The sequence below is a fragment of the Pelagimonas sp. genome (assembly GCF_058892305.1).
This window is the reverse complement of sequence record NZ_JBZXVN010000022.1, coordinates 103,784-118,379: the sequence shown is the minus strand read 5'-3', so window position 1 is coordinate 118,379 and position 14,596 is coordinate 103,784. Positions and strand designations below refer to the sequence as shown.

Annotated in this window: 12 protein-coding genes and 1 pseudogene; 6 read left to right on the top strand and 7 right to left on the bottom strand. The window is 54.0% G+C overall.

What is annotated here, in order from left to right; all coding sequences use genetic code 11:
* Positions 1-53: 53 nt before the first annotated feature.
* The 3 genes and pseudogenes from AC5EFR_RS10400 to hmgA all read right to left on the bottom strand — a co-directional run.
* Positions 54-926, bottom strand: a pseudogene (locus AC5EFR_RS10400) (MBL fold metallo-hydrolase); the annotation flags it as partial.
* Positions 927-1,001: 75 nt separating this feature from the next.
* On the bottom strand, positions 1,002-2,261 hold the full coding sequence (gene fahA, locus AC5EFR_RS10395; RefSeq protein ID WP_493575758.1) for a fumarylacetoacetase: 1,260 nt from the start codon (positions 2,259-2,261) through the stop codon (positions 1,002-1,004).
* Between the two features lie 86 nt (positions 2,262-2,347).
* Positions 2,348-3,706, bottom strand: coding sequence for a homogentisate 1,2-dioxygenase (gene hmgA / locus AC5EFR_RS10390; RefSeq protein WP_493575757.1), 1,359 nt, complete (start codon positions 3,704-3,706; stop codon positions 2,348-2,350).
* A 133-nt stretch (positions 3,707-3,839) separates the two neighbouring features.
* On the opposite strand from hmgA, the gene AC5EFR_RS10385 reads away from it, so the two are divergent.
* Together AC5EFR_RS10385 and maiA are read left to right on the top strand one after the other, a co-directional pair.
* Positions 3,840-4,283, top strand: a complete 444-nt coding sequence (locus AC5EFR_RS10385) for a MarR family winged helix-turn-helix transcriptional regulator (protein ID WP_493575756.1) — start codon at positions 3,840-3,842, stop codon at positions 4,281-4,283.
* Entirely contained in the window at positions 4,280-4,897 is a 618-nt protein-coding gene (gene maiA, locus AC5EFR_RS10380) for a maleylacetoacetate isomerase (protein ID WP_493575755.1), read from the top strand. The genes AC5EFR_RS10385 and maiA overlap by 4 nt, the downstream gene beginning before the upstream one ends.
* On the opposite strand, the gene AC5EFR_RS10375 is transcribed toward maiA, so the two are convergent.
* Together AC5EFR_RS10375 and AC5EFR_RS10370 are read right to left on the bottom strand one after the other, a co-directional pair.
* The gene (locus AC5EFR_RS10375) at positions 4,894-5,769 is read right to left on the bottom strand and encodes a sulfotransferase domain-containing protein (RefSeq protein WP_493575754.1); all 876 of its coding nucleotides are present in this window, start codon (positions 5,767-5,769) and stop codon (positions 4,894-4,896) included. The two genes, maiA and AC5EFR_RS10375, sit on opposite strands and share 4 nt — an antisense overlap.
* Before the next feature lie 59 nt (positions 5,770-5,828).
* Positions 5,829-6,302, bottom strand: coding sequence for a MarR family winged helix-turn-helix transcriptional regulator (locus AC5EFR_RS10370; protein ID WP_493575753.1), 474 nt, complete (start codon positions 6,300-6,302; stop codon positions 5,829-5,831).
* A gap of 121 nt (positions 6,303-6,423) precedes the next feature.
* On the opposite strand from AC5EFR_RS10370, the gene AC5EFR_RS10365 reads away from it, so the two are divergent.
* Positions 6,424-6,966: a VOC family protein gene (locus tag AC5EFR_RS10365; protein ID WP_493575761.1), complete on the top strand. Its 543-nt coding sequence runs from the start codon at positions 6,424-6,426 to the stop codon at positions 6,964-6,966.
* Between the two features lie 12 nt (positions 6,967-6,978).
* Here the strand turns inward: AC5EFR_RS10365 and tdh are convergent, their stop codons facing one another.
* Positions 6,979-8,016, bottom strand: a complete 1,038-nt coding sequence (gene tdh, locus AC5EFR_RS10360; protein ID WP_493575752.1) for an L-threonine 3-dehydrogenase — start codon at positions 8,014-8,016, stop codon at positions 6,979-6,981.
* On the bottom strand, positions 8,013-9,221 hold the full coding sequence (locus tag AC5EFR_RS10355; RefSeq protein WP_493575751.1) for a glycine C-acetyltransferase: 1,209 nt from the start codon (positions 9,219-9,221) through the stop codon (positions 8,013-8,015). The genes tdh and AC5EFR_RS10355 overlap by 4 nt, the downstream gene beginning before the upstream one ends.
* Positions 9,222-9,449: 228 nt before the next feature.
* Here AC5EFR_RS10355 and AC5EFR_RS10350 point away from each other — a divergent pair, with 228 nt between their 5' ends.
* From AC5EFR_RS10350 to AC5EFR_RS10340, 3 genes are all read left to right on the top strand, one after another.
* Positions 9,450-11,786, top strand: a complete 2,337-nt coding sequence (locus AC5EFR_RS10350; RefSeq protein ID WP_493575750.1) for a Tex family protein — start codon at positions 9,450-9,452, stop codon at positions 11,784-11,786.
* A 480-nt stretch (positions 11,787-12,266) separates the two neighbouring features.
* Positions 12,267-12,929 carry a sugar transferase gene (locus tag AC5EFR_RS10345; RefSeq protein WP_493575749.1) on the top strand — a complete coding sequence of 221 codons (663 nt, stop codon included), beginning with the start codon at positions 12,267-12,269 and terminating at the stop codon, positions 12,927-12,929.
* A gap of 292 nt (positions 12,930-13,221) precedes the next feature.
* Positions 13,222-14,589, top strand: a complete 1,368-nt coding sequence (locus AC5EFR_RS10340) for a polysaccharide biosynthesis/export family protein (RefSeq protein ID WP_493575748.1) — start codon at positions 13,222-13,224, stop codon at positions 14,587-14,589.
* Positions 14,590-14,596 lie beyond the last annotated feature (7 nt).

The window sequence follows — 14,596 nt, the reverse complement described above, 5'->3', positions numbered from 1 at the left end:
TCTTTGTCTCGCTGTGCGGTCCAAACGCGGGGGGTGTCGATGCCGCGGGCTTAGTCATAGGCGCGGGCGACGTTGAAAGGCAGGCAGTGTTCGTAGATCGCGTAGTCTTTGAACTTGGGGTCGCATTCGGCGCGGCACGCATCCCATGCTTCCTTGAGCGACCCGCCACGCGCCACCACCTTGGCGATAGGTTTGTAAGTCGAGCGCACAAAATCCGCCGTCGCCGCGATGGCTTTCTCGACCATTTCTTCGCCAACAAGCGCGTCGCCACGACCCGGCGCGATGCTCTTGGGTTCGAAATCGGCGATGTTCATCAGGGTGTCTTCCCAATCGGCAAAGTGCCCGTCGCCGCAATAGCAGGCCGAGTGATATTCGACGATGTCACCGGTGAACATGACCTCTTGATCAGGAACCCAAACCACGGCGTCACCGGCGGTGTGAGCACGGCCAAGATGCATGATGTCAACGCGTCGATTGCCAAGGTAAACTGTCATGCTGTCGCTGAAAGTCGTGGTTGGCCATGTCAGACCGGGGATTTCTTCGTGCCCTTGGAACAGGCGTGGAAAGCGGTCAAATTCGCTGTCCCAATCTTCTTGCCCACGCTCCGCCACCATCGAGCGCGCAGTGTCGGACATGATGATTTCTTTGGCACCATAGGCGCTTGCCCCAAGCACACGCACCGCGTGGTAATGGGTCAAAACAAGGTGGCTGATCGGCTTGTCGGTGACCTCACGCACACATTCCATGACCTTGCGCGCAAGGCGCGGCGTGGCTTGGGCTTCGATGATCATGACGCTGTCGTCGCCAATGATCACGCCGGTGTTTGGATCGCCTTCAGCGGTGAAAGCGTAGAGGCCATCACCGATTTTGGTAAAGGAGGTTTTCTTTTCTTCCATATCGCCTGCGGATGCGAATGCTTTGGCCATGGGATGTCCTTTTGACTGTCGGGGCCAGAGGCACATGCGCGGCCTCCGGCGGGAGTTTATGACGCCAGATGAAAATCAGGCGTGTGGTTTTTCGTTAGCCGGAAGGATTTTCCCTTCGCAGTTGCCAAAGCCGATGCGAAAACCATCGCCTTGTGCATGGCCCTTGAGCGTTAGCGTGTCGCCGTCTTCAAGGAAATTACGGGTTTCGCCGGTGTCGAGGGTCAGGGGTTCCTTGCCGCCCCAGCTGAGTTCAAGCAAAGAGCCGCGGTTTTCTTTTTCGGGGCCGGAAATTGTACCGGACCCGAGCAGATCGCCGGTATTCATGGAACATCCCGAGGTGCTGTGATGGCAGAGCTGTTGCGCGGCAGAATAGTACATTTCATTGTAGTTGGTGCGCGCGATGGTGGTGGCGTCTTTGCCTTCAGGGGCAAGGGTGACTTCCAGCTCAATGTCATAAAGCATCGGGCCCGGCTCTTGCAGATAGGGCAGCAATTCGCGCTCGCGCTCTGGCGTCGACGTGCGGAAGGATTCCAGAGCGGCCTTGGTCACGATCCATGGGCTGACCGTCGTTGCTGTGGCTTTGGCCTGAAATGGGCCAAGCGGCTGATATTCCCACGCTTGGATATCGCGTGCCGACCAATCGTTGAGCAGCACGTAGCCAAAGATCATGTCATCCGCCTGTTGGACATTGACCATACCTTCGGAGGAGGTGCCAACAATCGCGCCCATCTCAAGCTCAAGGTCAAAGCGCGCACAAGGCGCAAAACGCGGCATGTCGTCATTTGGTCCCTTGAGCTGCCCCCAGGGACGACGAACATCGGTGCCAGAAACAACAACAGAAGACGCGCGACCGTTGTAACCGATCGGGATCGACAACCAATTCGGCGGAAGCGCATTTTCGGCACCCCGAAACATGGTTCCCACGTTTGTGGCGTGATGTTTTCCGGCGTAGAAATCGGTGTATTCGCTAACGGCAAACGGCATCACCAACTGGGTGCCGATCTGAGGGACAAGAAACGGCACCAGTTCGGGCGCGTCCCCATTCTCATCAGACAAAAGAGCCGTCAGGTTGGCGCGAAATGCCGTCCAGACAGCGGGGCCCATGCCCATAAACTCGGTCCAATCGCCGAAAAAGAACACTTCGTCTTCCTCGTCCGACGCCATCAATACCCCGGCCTCTTCCAAAGCAGTGACATCAAGGATCATGTCACCGATGGCGACCCCGCAATGCGTTTCCCCGTCGTCTGTGACGAATGCGCCATAGGGCAGGTTGTTTAGCGGAAAATCGGTGTCGGGCGTGTTGGCGCTTTCGACCCAGGATTTGAGAAGAGGCATGATCGACCTTTCGAATAACGTGGAACGTCCCGGTTTTTCTTTCCAGAAATATCCCAGGAGTGTGGGGGCAACGCCCCCATATGTGCTTACTTCTTGCCGGGGGTGCCGTCGAATTTCTTTTCGATGGTGGACCAGCAATCAATATATTCATCCTGCAATGGTGCTTCGTTGGCGGCAAACGCCGTGAGGTGTTGCGGGAACCGGGTTTCGAACATAAAGGACATGGTATTGTCGAGCTTCTCTGGCCCCAGCTCGGAATAGGATGCCTTGTCAAAGGCATCGCGATCTGGCCCATGCGGCAGCATCATGTTGTGAAGGCTCACACCACCGGGAATAAACCCCTGCGGCTTGGCATCGTATTGGCCGTAAATATTGCCCATCAATTCCGACATGATGTTCTTGTGATACCACGGCGGACGGAAGGTATCTTCCATTACCATCCAACGTTCGCGGAACAGGACAAAGTCAATATTCGCGGTACCCTCAACGCCGGATGGCGCGGTTAAGACGGTGAAAATCGACGGGTCTGGATGATCAAACAAGATCGAACCAACCGGGCAATAGGTTTTGAGATCGTACTTCACCGGGCAATAATTGCCGTGCCACGCCACCACGTCCAAGGGCGATTGATCAATCTCGCAGCTGTGGAATTGCCCCGCCCATTTGATCGTCATTGTCGACGGCACTTCGCGGTCTTCATAGGCCGCAACCGGCGTTTTGAAATCGCGGCGGTTGGCCATGCAATTGGCCCCAATCGGTCCACGACCGGGCAGGTCGAATTTCTGACCATAGTTTTCACAGACAAAGCCGCGACACGGCCCTTCAAGGACTTCGACCCGATACACCAAACCACGCGGGATAATTGCAATTTCTTGAGGTTCGACGTCGATCACACCCAATTCGGTGCAAAACCGTAACTTGCCTTCTTGTGGAACAACCAACAACTCAGAGTCCGCCGAAAAGAAATAGCTATCGACCATGCTTTCGTTGACCAGGTAGATATGCGTCGCCATACCAACTTGGGTGTTCACATCCCCCGCCGTCGTCATGGTCCGCATACCCGTCAGCCAGGTCAGACCTTCGCCATGCGGCACTGGATCCCAGCGGTATTGCCCAAGCGAAATCACATCAGGATCAACGCATGGTGCCGATTTCCAGTAAGGCATGTCGATCTTGGTATAGCGCGAGCTGTGCTTAACCGACGGGCGGATGCGGTAACACCATGTCCGCTCGTTCTGATGGCTTGGCGCGGTGAACGCTGTACCGGAGAGCTGCTCGCCATAGAGACCATAGTTGCAGCGCTGGGGGGAGTTCATCCCCTGTGGCAAAGCACCGGGCAGAGCTTCGGTTTCGAAATCATTTCCGAAGCCCGGCATATAGCCATCGGTTGTACCAGTTGTGTCGGTCGCGCGGATCATACCGCTAGGCAGTTCGTGGCGGGTCATGTTCATCCTCCCCCATGAGCAAGTCATTTGATCTCATAATTCGTTGCGAATGCAACGATGTCAACAAATTTGTTGCAACTGAAACGATTATCGGCTCAAACTTAGGAAAACACACGCGTTTGAAAGCCCATTTATGTCCCGCCCCCTGCCCGACTTCGACTTGGACCGCTATCTTCCGTATCGATTTGCCGTGATCGCAACGCGACTCAGTACCGAGCTCGCGGCACAGTATCGCGAAAAATACGGCATTTCGATTGCTGAATGGCGTGTCTTGGTAAACCTCGCCTATTCCGATAGCACATCAGTGCGTGACATTGAAAAACGTGTCAGTATGGAGAAATCTAAGGTGAGCCGCGCCGTCAGCCGCCTTGAAGACGCCGGATATCTGACCAAAGCGATTGATGACAATGACCGACGGTTGTTGCAGCTTGCGCTAACCGAGTCCGGAACCGACCTTGTCCGCGATCTTATCCCCTTGGCCCAAGACTATCAGGATGAACTAGAAGCAAAACTTCACGCCAAAGTTCCCGGACTTCAGGCCGCGTTGGACGATCTCATGAAGGACGCCGACATATGATCACCCTGTTTGATTACTGGCGTTCATCCGCCAGCTATCGGCTGCGCATCGCTTTGGGCCTAACTGATGAAGCGTGGCAAAGTATTCCAGTCAACTTACTGGACGCCGAACACAAGGCCGCCGACCATTTGGCACGCAATCCTCAGGGCTTGGTGCCTGCGCTGGAGATAGATGGTCAGATGTTGACACAATCGTTGGCCATCCTTGAATACCTTGACGAAACGCGCGCTCTCGGCCTTTTGCCCGGCAACCCGCTCCGGCGTGCCAAAGTCCGCGCCATTGCTGATGCCATTGCGATGGAAATTCACCCCGTTTGCAATTTGGGGGTCGCAAAATATGCCAGCACGCAGTCAGGTGGCTCGATCACAATGGCCAGTTGGATGCAGAACTTTATTACGCCCGGCCTTCTTGCGGTTGAACAGATGGTTGATGACGGTGATTTTTGCTTTGGTGACAACGTCACATTGGCCGATATTTGCCTGATGCCACAGCTTTACAACGCCCAGCGTTGGGAGATTGATCTAACCAAGATGCCAAAGCTGCGCCGCATTGGGGCGGCCCTTGCGGACATCCCGGCTTTTGCCGCCGCGCACCCGGACCAGACCCCGCATTAACCGTCAGGGCCATTTCCCCATTCCAGCCAATGACGTTGCGATGGCGTCAATAGCTGCGAAATCTTCGCGTCATAGGCCGCTAAATCCTCGGCGTTTAAAACACCTTCCCATTTGTTCGAGCGGGCGTTGTTGAAGAAGCCGGTATCGCTTTTCCAGAACCCCTGCCCCGCAGACGGGACAAACCGGCCAGCATTGGCACGCATCTTTTCGAACCGCGCGGCCTCTATCAACGCCTCCATCGTTTTGGGCGGGTGCTGTACGCCGATATGACTCGCGATCTGGGCAAAGACCCCTGCGAGGTCACGCTGCATATCCCGATAATGCAGTTGCAAAAGGGTACTTCGGGTGCGGCGCGCCATGGATGATTTGTAGTGATCGACAACAGAGTTTAACGTCACATGACCCTTTTTGACATCCAGAAACCTATGAAAACTGTCCCGCGCTGACCCGTGGATCGCAAACTTTTCGATATCAACCTGGATATTGTTTTCGTGATTTCTAAACGAGAAATGGACATCAATTGGGTGGCGATACACCGTGATGTAGCGGCCGCTCTCCCAATATGGTAAACATGTCAAAGGCGAATGGCTTTTGAGGTGGCGGCGGGTTGTTTGGGCGTCAATATTCGACAAAAGCTCTTCCAAAGGCCGATAGATCATATCAACCCAAGGCGCGTTTACCGAAACATTGGCGTTCACATCTGGGTCGCCAGACAGCAACAGAGCCAAAATTCCCTGCACCCAAGTGGTCCCTGACTTTGGCGGTGTCGTGACGATTATGTCGTCAGAACGTGGCGTTATTGCCTGCCACCTTGTTGAATCAGAAATGAAATCTCGGTGGGTCTGTTTTGGCTCTTCGACGGCAAACGGCATGGGAAAATCCTAGGGTGAATGCTGGTACGATGCCGAACCCGGCTCATTCAATCTATAGCTTACTTGGTGTGCCGCGCGCCAACCAACTGCTCTGGCGCGTCCAATGCTTTGAGCAGTGCAGTCATACCATCTTGCAACGATTGACGGGCCGCATCGTCCATCGCACCAAGAATTTCCATTGCCCGCGCATCAACTTGAGGCTTGATTTCATCAAACAAACGGCGCCCTTCATCTGTGCTCTGGAACAGTTTTATGCGCCGATCATCTGGCGAAACTCGTCTTGTTATCAGACCTTTGTCAGCAAGCCGCTGGGACGCTCGGGACAATTGAACCTTGTCCAAAGTAGTCCTTTGAACCAATTCATTGGAAGCAATTTTTTCGGCTTGCGACAAGAGAAACAACAATCTCCATTCTTCCCGGCTTAGCCCGTAAGCCTTGCCATACACTTCCATGAGGTTACGCGAAAACCGTTCCGCAGCCACGGCAAAACGGTAGGGAAAAAAGGCTTCTATTTGGCTCAAGGCATCTGTCATTTGGCAATCCATGACATCGTTTCATCTGCAACAATTTGATCTAAGTCAAATACAGAATGCCCCAGAACGTCAATCATTGCAATTGCAACGATATTTTCAGGAGGGAAAAATGACAGCGCTATTGAAAGTCGACCAAATCCATCATGTGGCCTATCGCTGCAAGGATGCCAAGGAAACCGTCGCGTTCTACACCAAGATGTTGAACATGGACTTTGTCTTGGCAATTGCCGAAGATCACGTCCCGTCGACCCACGAACCTGATCCGTACATGCATCTGTTTCTTGATGCCGGGAATGGCAATGTTCTGGCGTTCTTTGAATTACCAACCAAGCCGGAAATGGGCCGCGACCCGAACACACCTATTTGGGTGCAACACATTGCATTTAAAGTCAAAGACCGCGCCACACTGGTCGCGTTCAAAGAGCATCTAGAAGAAAATGGTGTGGACGTATTGGGCGTCACGGACCATTCAATTTTCCACTCGATCTATTTCTTTGATCCCAATGGCCACCGGGTCGAACTTGCCTGCCCCGATCCCGAAGAAGAAGCCATGCTCGCCAAATTGGACGCGGTCAAATGGGACATGCTCGAAGAATGGTCTAAAACGAAAAAAGCTCCTCAGCACGCGGCGTGGCTGCACGCCAAGGAGCTTGAAAAAGACTAGTTGGGCGGGGCTTTAGCCCCAGTCCATCACCACCTTGCCGGCCTCGCCCGACATCATCGCAGCAAATCCGTCTTCGAACTTATCAATCGAAATACGGTGTGTGATGAGGTCGGTCAGGTCGAGCCCGGATTGGACCAAAGCGATCATTTTATACCATGTTTCGTACATTTCGCGTCCGTAGATGCCCTTGACCGTCAGCATTTTAAAGATGATTTCGTTCCAATCGACGGCAAATTCGGTTGGTGCAATGCCAAGCAAGGCGATCTTACCGCCATTGTTCATCCGGTTGATCATCTGGCGCATCGCCGGGGCCGCGCCGGACATTTCCAACCCAACATCAAACCCCTCGGTCATGCCGATCTGGGGCATCAGGTCGGCCAGCGTTTCATTGCTAACATCAACCACGTGCTGAACCCCCAAACGTCGCGCAAGATCAAGCCGATAGGGCGCAATATCGGTGATCACAACTTTGCGCGCACCGACCTTTTGCGCCACCAAAGCCCCCATGATCCCAATCGGCCCTGCCCCGGTGACCAAGACATCTTCGCCAACCAGATCAAACGACAAAGCGGTGTGAACTGCGTTGCCAAACGGGTCAAAAATCGCCGCGATTTCATCGGGAATGTCGTCGGGAATGGGGACAACGTTGCTTTCGGGAATACAGAGGTATTCGGCGAATGATCCGGGCCGATTGACCCCGACACCTAACGTATTGCGGCACAGCTGACCACGACCTGCCCGACAATTGCGACACGTCCCACAAACCACGTGCCCCTCGCCGGACACACGTTGACCGATGGAGTACTTCACCGCCGCGGCACCGGTATCGACGATTTCACCACAGAACTCATGCCCAACAACCATCGGAACCGGCACAGTTTTCGCCGACCATTCATCCCACTTCCAGATATGGACATCGGTCCCACAAATCGCGGATTTCTTAACCTTGATCAGAACTTCATCGGGGCCGGGCTCGGGCACCGGAACGCGTTCCATCCAAAGGCCCGGTTCGGATTTGGCTTTGACCAATGCTTTCATTTCATTGCTCATTGTGCCGCCTCCGCAAGAATGTTCATGTCGTGACCAACCTCGATAAACGCATCAATGGCGCGGTCTAACTCTTCGCGGCTTAGGGCGGCGGACATTTGGGTACGAATGCGATCTTGCCCCTTGGGCACCACCGGGAAACTAAACGGCGCGACATATACCCCCTTGGCATCGAGCCGTTTCGCCATGTCTTGCGCCAGTTTCGGATCACGCAGCATCACGGGAATGATCGGGTGTTCACCGGGCAAAAGATCAAAACCCGCCTCAGACATACGCGCCCGAAAATGCGCGGCGTGTTCCATTAGCCGATCCCGGCGCTCGGTCGAGGCCGCAAGCATATCCAGAACTTTGATCGAGGTCTGTGCGATAACCGGGGCAAGCGTGTTTGAAAACAGATAGGGGCGCGACCGCTGGCGCAGCCAATCCACAACCTCGCGTTTCGCACAGGTATAGCCACCCGACGCACCGCCAAGGGCCTTACCAAGGGTCCCGGTGACGATGTCCACACGCCCCATCACGTTGCAATGTTCGATCGAACCGCGTCCGGTTTCACCAACAAAACCAACCGCATGGCTGTCATCCACCATAACCATCGCACCGTATTTATCAGCCAGATCGCAAACCTGTTCGAGCTTGGCGATATAGCCGTCCATGGAAAACACACCGTCGGTGGCGATCATTTTGAACCGTGCTCCGGCGGCCTCGGCGGCCTGTAGTTGAGCTTCAAGATCGGCTATATCGGAATTCGCATACCGAAACCGCTTGGCCTTGCACAAACGCACCCCGTCGATAATCGACGCATGGTTCAAAGCATCCGAAATGATAGCGTCCTCTGGACCCAGAAGCGTTTCAAATAGCCCGGTATTGGCGTCAAAACAGCTAGCATAGAGGATCGTATCCTCGAAACCCAAAAAGGAGGATAGGCGCGCCTCCAACTCTTTGTGCTCTTCTTGGGTGCCGCAAATAAAGCGGACGGACGACATCCCATACCCATATCGGCTTAGCGCGTCGCGGCCTGTCTCGATAAGGTCGGGATGATCGGACAGCCCAAGGTAGTTGTTGGCGCACAGGTTGATCACCTCTTTGCCAGTGTCCAATGCAACGGTTCCCGCCTGTTTTGACGTGATCACACGTTCGCTTTTGTACAGCCCGCTTTGCATCAACATGTCTAGCTCACGGGTCATATGGTCAATGAAGTCTTTGGTCATCGTCGTCTCTCCGCGTGTGTTGAAAAAGCGTTGTTGATACAGCCTGCGACATCCTGACCGCAGGTCAACTGCGTCATGTCCTCTGCTCAAAATTTAGGCAAGAGTGAAATCGGCATTGGGCACCCAAAACCGATGAATTTCTGTGATCGCTTCGATAAGCGCTTTCCCCCTTGGAGCGGCGGGCAAGCAGGGGTATCAAAACCATCCGACCAAGTTGGAGAATGAGTTTTGGATCAGACCGCCACCCGTATCGCCCGCACCATCGCCACCGAAATCGGAGCGGCAGCAAATCAGGTCAACGCAGCGGTTGAGCTGCTGGATGGCGGGGCGACTGTGCCCTTTGTTGCGCGGTACCGTAAAGAGGTGACCGGGGGCTTGGACGACACACAGCTTAGAACGCTGTCTGACCGTTTGTCCTATCTTCGTGATATGGAAGCGCGGCGAAAGACGATCCTGCAATCGATCAAGGATCAAGATAAACTCACCGACGAATTGACCCGCGCCATTGCCGGAGCCGACACCAAGTCGGCGTTGGAAGACATTTACCTCCCCTACAAACCCAAGCGACGCACCAAAGCGATGATCGCCCGTGAAAACGGGTTGGAACCGTTGTTGCAGGCGATTTTGAGCGACAGGCAAGCAGACCCCGAGGTTTTGGCGCAAGGCTACCTGTCAGACGCGGTGGTCGATGTGAAAACAGCTCTCAATGGCGCGCGGGATATTTTGGCCGAACAGTTGTCTGAGAATGCCGAACTTTTGGGCCGTTTGCGAGACTACATGAAGCAAGACGCGGTGATCTCGTCACGCATCGTTGAGGGTAAAGAACAAGCCGGGGCCAAGTTTAGCGACTATTTCGACCACTCCGAAAAATGGGCCAACATCGCGCCGCACCGCGCTTTGGCGATTTTGCGCGCCTCCAAAGAGGAAATTGTTACAATCGACATCGCCCCGCCAGCCGAAACAGGGTCAGAGCGGGCCGAGGCGATCATCGGATCAGCCATTGGTATGCGTAGCGATGGTCCCGGTGACGCTTGGCTTCGCAAAGCCGCAAGTTGGACATGGCGGATCAAGCTGAGCCTGTCGATGTACATGGATCTTTTGACCGATTTGCGTCAACGCTCTCATGAAGAGGCGATCACGGTGTTCGCCCGCAACCTCAAAGACTTGCTTCTTGCTGCCCCCGCCGGGCCGCGTGCGACACTTGGCCTTGATCCCGGCATTCGAACCGGCGTCAAAGTGGCCGTGGTGGATGCCACCGGCAAAGTTTTGGACACCGCGACGATCTACCCGTTCCAACCCAGAATGGATGTGCGCGGCTCTGAGGCTAAGATTATCGAGCTTATTCAACGCCACAACATTGATCTGGTCGCGATCGGCAATGGAACGGCCAGCCGCGAGACCGAAAAGCTGGTTGGCGATACTTTGAAATTACTGCCACCGGCGGTGAAGAAACCTACAAAGGTTGTGGTCTCCGAAGCCGGTGCCTCGGTCTATTCGGCCTCTGAATTGGCGGCGCGCGAGTTCCCCGATCTTGACGTGTCATTGCGGGGCGCGGTCTCGATTGCGCGACGTTTACAAGATCCGCTTGCCGAACTGGTGAAAATCGAGCCGCAATCCATTGGGGTCGGCCAATATCAGCACGATGTTGATCAACGTCGTCTTGCAAAATCGCTAGAGGCCGTTGTCGAAGATGCGGTGAACGCCGTTGGTGTTGATCTCAATACCGCCTCCGCCCCGTTGTTGGCGCATATCGCCGGGCTTGGTCCTTCGCTTGCGCAATCCATCGTCGATCATCGGGATGGAAACGGGGCCTTTGCCTCGCGCAAGGCGTTGCTCAAAGTGGCCGGCTTGGGGCCGAAGGCATTTGAACAATGCGCCGGGTTCTTGCGTATCCGTGATGGATCGGAACCACTCGACAGTTCCTCTGTTCACCCCGAGGCCTATGATGTGGCTCGAAAAATAGTAGCGGCCTGTGGCCGTGATCTTCGCGCCATCGCTGGTGATGCCAAAGCCTTGACTGGCCTCAGGGCAGAACAGTTTGTCGACGACAAATTCGGCCTTCCTACCGTGCGTGATATTTTCCAAGAGTTAGAGAAACCAGGGCGTGACCCAAGGCCCAGCTTCAAAACAGCGAGCTTTGCCGACGGTATCGAGGACATCAAGGATCTGCGCCCCGGCATGTCCTTGGAGGGAACGGTCACCAATGTCGCCGCCTTTGGCGCGTTTGTTGACATTGGCGTTCACCAAGACGGTCTTGTCCATGTCAGCCAATTGGCGGACAGATTTGTCAAAGATCCCCATGAAATAGTCAAAGCCGGGGATGTCGTCAAAGTGCGCGTGACCGAAGTCGATGTTCCGCGCAAACGTATTGGCCTATCCATGCGCAAGGATGGTGGTCAGGCTTCACAGGGAAAAGCGCACGAAAAATCACGCTCGAATTCCGGCCAACGGCAAAACAAGACTAGTCGGACGCATGTCAAGGCGGCTCAACAAAAGTCTGCCCCGCAAAACAACGCCCTCGGTGCAGCGCTTCAGAACGCTATGAAGCGGCGTGATCCGAAATAACCCCCGGCCTCCCTTTCTTTTCGGCGACACGGGCCAAGGGAGGCTTTGCCCCGCTTTGGCATCCGATTCTCATATCGCTCCACGCATGGCGGCGATATATTGCGCATATTCCGCACCAGAGCGCCCAATTTTTCAGCAAACCAACCGAGCCAGCAATCAGGACTCGGTTCCAACCCAACCACCCGAAACCGCAGAATTAACTGTTGCTCAGGTGTCGAAACATCCGAAAAATGTTAGTATTCAGATGCCCAGCTTTGTGATGTTGCTTACCAAACAGCCGCTCAGGCAACTTCAGGACAACCCTAAGGTAAAGCTCCAAAAAACCTCTCGGCCAAAAGTAGAGACACACAGGGCTCGCGCAGTTTATAGTTAACGTATTATTAATTGACATAGGAGCCACCCGCCTACTATCTCTTGGCAGGAGTACAATTTTTTTGTTGTTTTCCTTTTTTGAATAAGTCTTTCTGGGGGCACCCAACTATGTTTGATGTTTCGTTGCTTGACTCATCTCTGAACGCGAAACCGTTCGGGTCCAATAATAAAGCTTTTGTAAGCGATTGGGCTTTTAAAATTGCCAAGCGCCTTTTCGATATCATTGTCAGCCTTGCCTTGTTGCCCGGTCTTGTAGGCGCGATTGTCGTGCTCTTAGTTCTGAACCCGTTTTTGAATCGCGGGACGATATTTTTCGTGCAGGAGCGCATGGGTCGGAATTGCAAAAGTTTCAAGGCAATCAAGTTCAGGTCAATGACAGCAACGTCGAACATCACGCGCGCTGCCAACGATCCGCTTGAAGTAGAACGGATTACACCTCTTGGACAGTTTTTACGCAAGAGCCGGCTGGATGAGCTTCCTCAAATTCTTAATGTGCTTTTGGGCGACATGAGCTTGATCGGACCAAGGCCCGATTATTACGATCATGCCATTGAGTACCTCAATACCATCCCGGGATACCGCGAACGTCACATCGTGCGCCCTGGGATAAGCGGTCTTGCGCAAACTGAGCTCGGCTACATCGAAGGTACTGACGCTACGAAGCGAAAAGTCAAAGCTGATTTATACTACATCACACACCGAAACTTCGCTCTTGAATCTTGGATTTTCTGGCGGACATTGTCTGTGGTTGCGCGTCGCGCAGGTGCCTGACCCGGCAAATCCTTGCACGGAAGTAAGTTCTCCAAACTCCTCTGGTGCCGAAAATCGGCGCGTCGTTGGCCGCTTCACCTGTTGCAGTTTTAGCTCAAGCGCGCGCAAACGTCTTTGACCTCGCACACATAATGTCGTGGCCTGCTTCGTGACGATGTATTCATGTAGACATTTACGAGCACCTTCGGACCGATTTGGTCCCTTTGGCAATGCGAACACATTTGGGGAGTTCACAGTGGTTACGCTACCGATGAATCCAAGGACCACTAAGCAGACCAGTTTTGTGAATGGGTTGAAAAACAAATTGATCCAAAGCTTTGCCTTGGTTGCAATTTGTGCGACCGCGGGTTGTGGCATCAGCTATCAAAGCCCCAAAGTGACAGAACGCGACGATGGCTCACCTGTTGATGTTGTACCGCTTTCTTCTGAAACGGTTTCTCGCGCCAACGCCTCCCCTTACACGCCGCGTGCTCTACCGGCGGTTTTCTATGCCGCCGCTGGAAACGGCAGTTCAACAACCGGGCTCGGGGCGGTTCCCTCCTCACCTTATTTGCCATCCACCACCCCCAAACGACAAGACTTCCGACCTTTGCCCGATGTCTCCCCCGAGGCGTACCGCATTGGTGTCGGCGATGTTTTGCTTTTGGCGACGCGCGGAACGGGGTCCACAGTAGAACAATTGTCCGGATTGTTGGCGGCCCAGAACCAGCGCCAAGGATATACAGTCCGTGACGACGGATCGATCGCGATTCCCGAAATCGGCCCGGTTCAGTTGTCGGGTTTAACCGTTCAAGAGGCCGAAGATCGGCTTTTCCAAGTTCTGGTTGAGCAACAAATTGACCCCTCATTTAGCCTTGAAGTTTCGGAATTTCATTCGAAACGCATTGCCATTGGCGGCGCGGTCAAGAAACCGACATTGGTCCCTATTACGCTGAGCAAACTTACTTTGTCAGAAGCTTTGACTCAGGCTGGTGGCGCGACAATTCGGGACAAACAGTTCGGTTCGATACGAATTTACCGAGATGGGAACCTATATCAAATCCCTCTCTCTTTGTACCTTGAGCGTCAAGATCTTCAAAAGAAGGTCTTGCTGAACGGGGATGCGGTCTTTGTTGACTCCAGTTACGACTTGGACCGCGCAATGGAGTTTTACAAAGCTCAAATTGACGTGATCTCTTTGCGTACATCCGCACGAAGCGCTACGCTCATGGCGCTGGAAACTGAAGTCTCTTTGCAGCGGGCCGCCCTGACGGAACGGCGCCAACTGTTCGATCTTCGCGAAAAGCTGGGCGCAGAGAAACGTGACTATGTTTACTTAACAGGTGAGGTCAAAAACCAAAGCCGGTTTGTCCTTCCCTATCAGCAACACGCGACGCTGGCCGATGTCCTGTATTCAGATGGTGGCTTTGACACCACTACTGGAGATCCAAGCCAAATCTATGTCCTTCGCGCCGAGGGCAGCGGCGAGGACGTCGGTCAAATCACAGCGTTCCACTTGAATGCAAAAAATGCCGCCGACATTACAATCGCAACACGGTTGCAGATGCGTCCAAACGATGTGGTCTTTATCGAAGAACAAGAGATTACAAAGTGGAGCCGAGCGCTCCAGCAGTTGTTCCCATCACTCATCAGAACCGTTGAAGGCGCTCTTATCCGCTAGAAGCGCG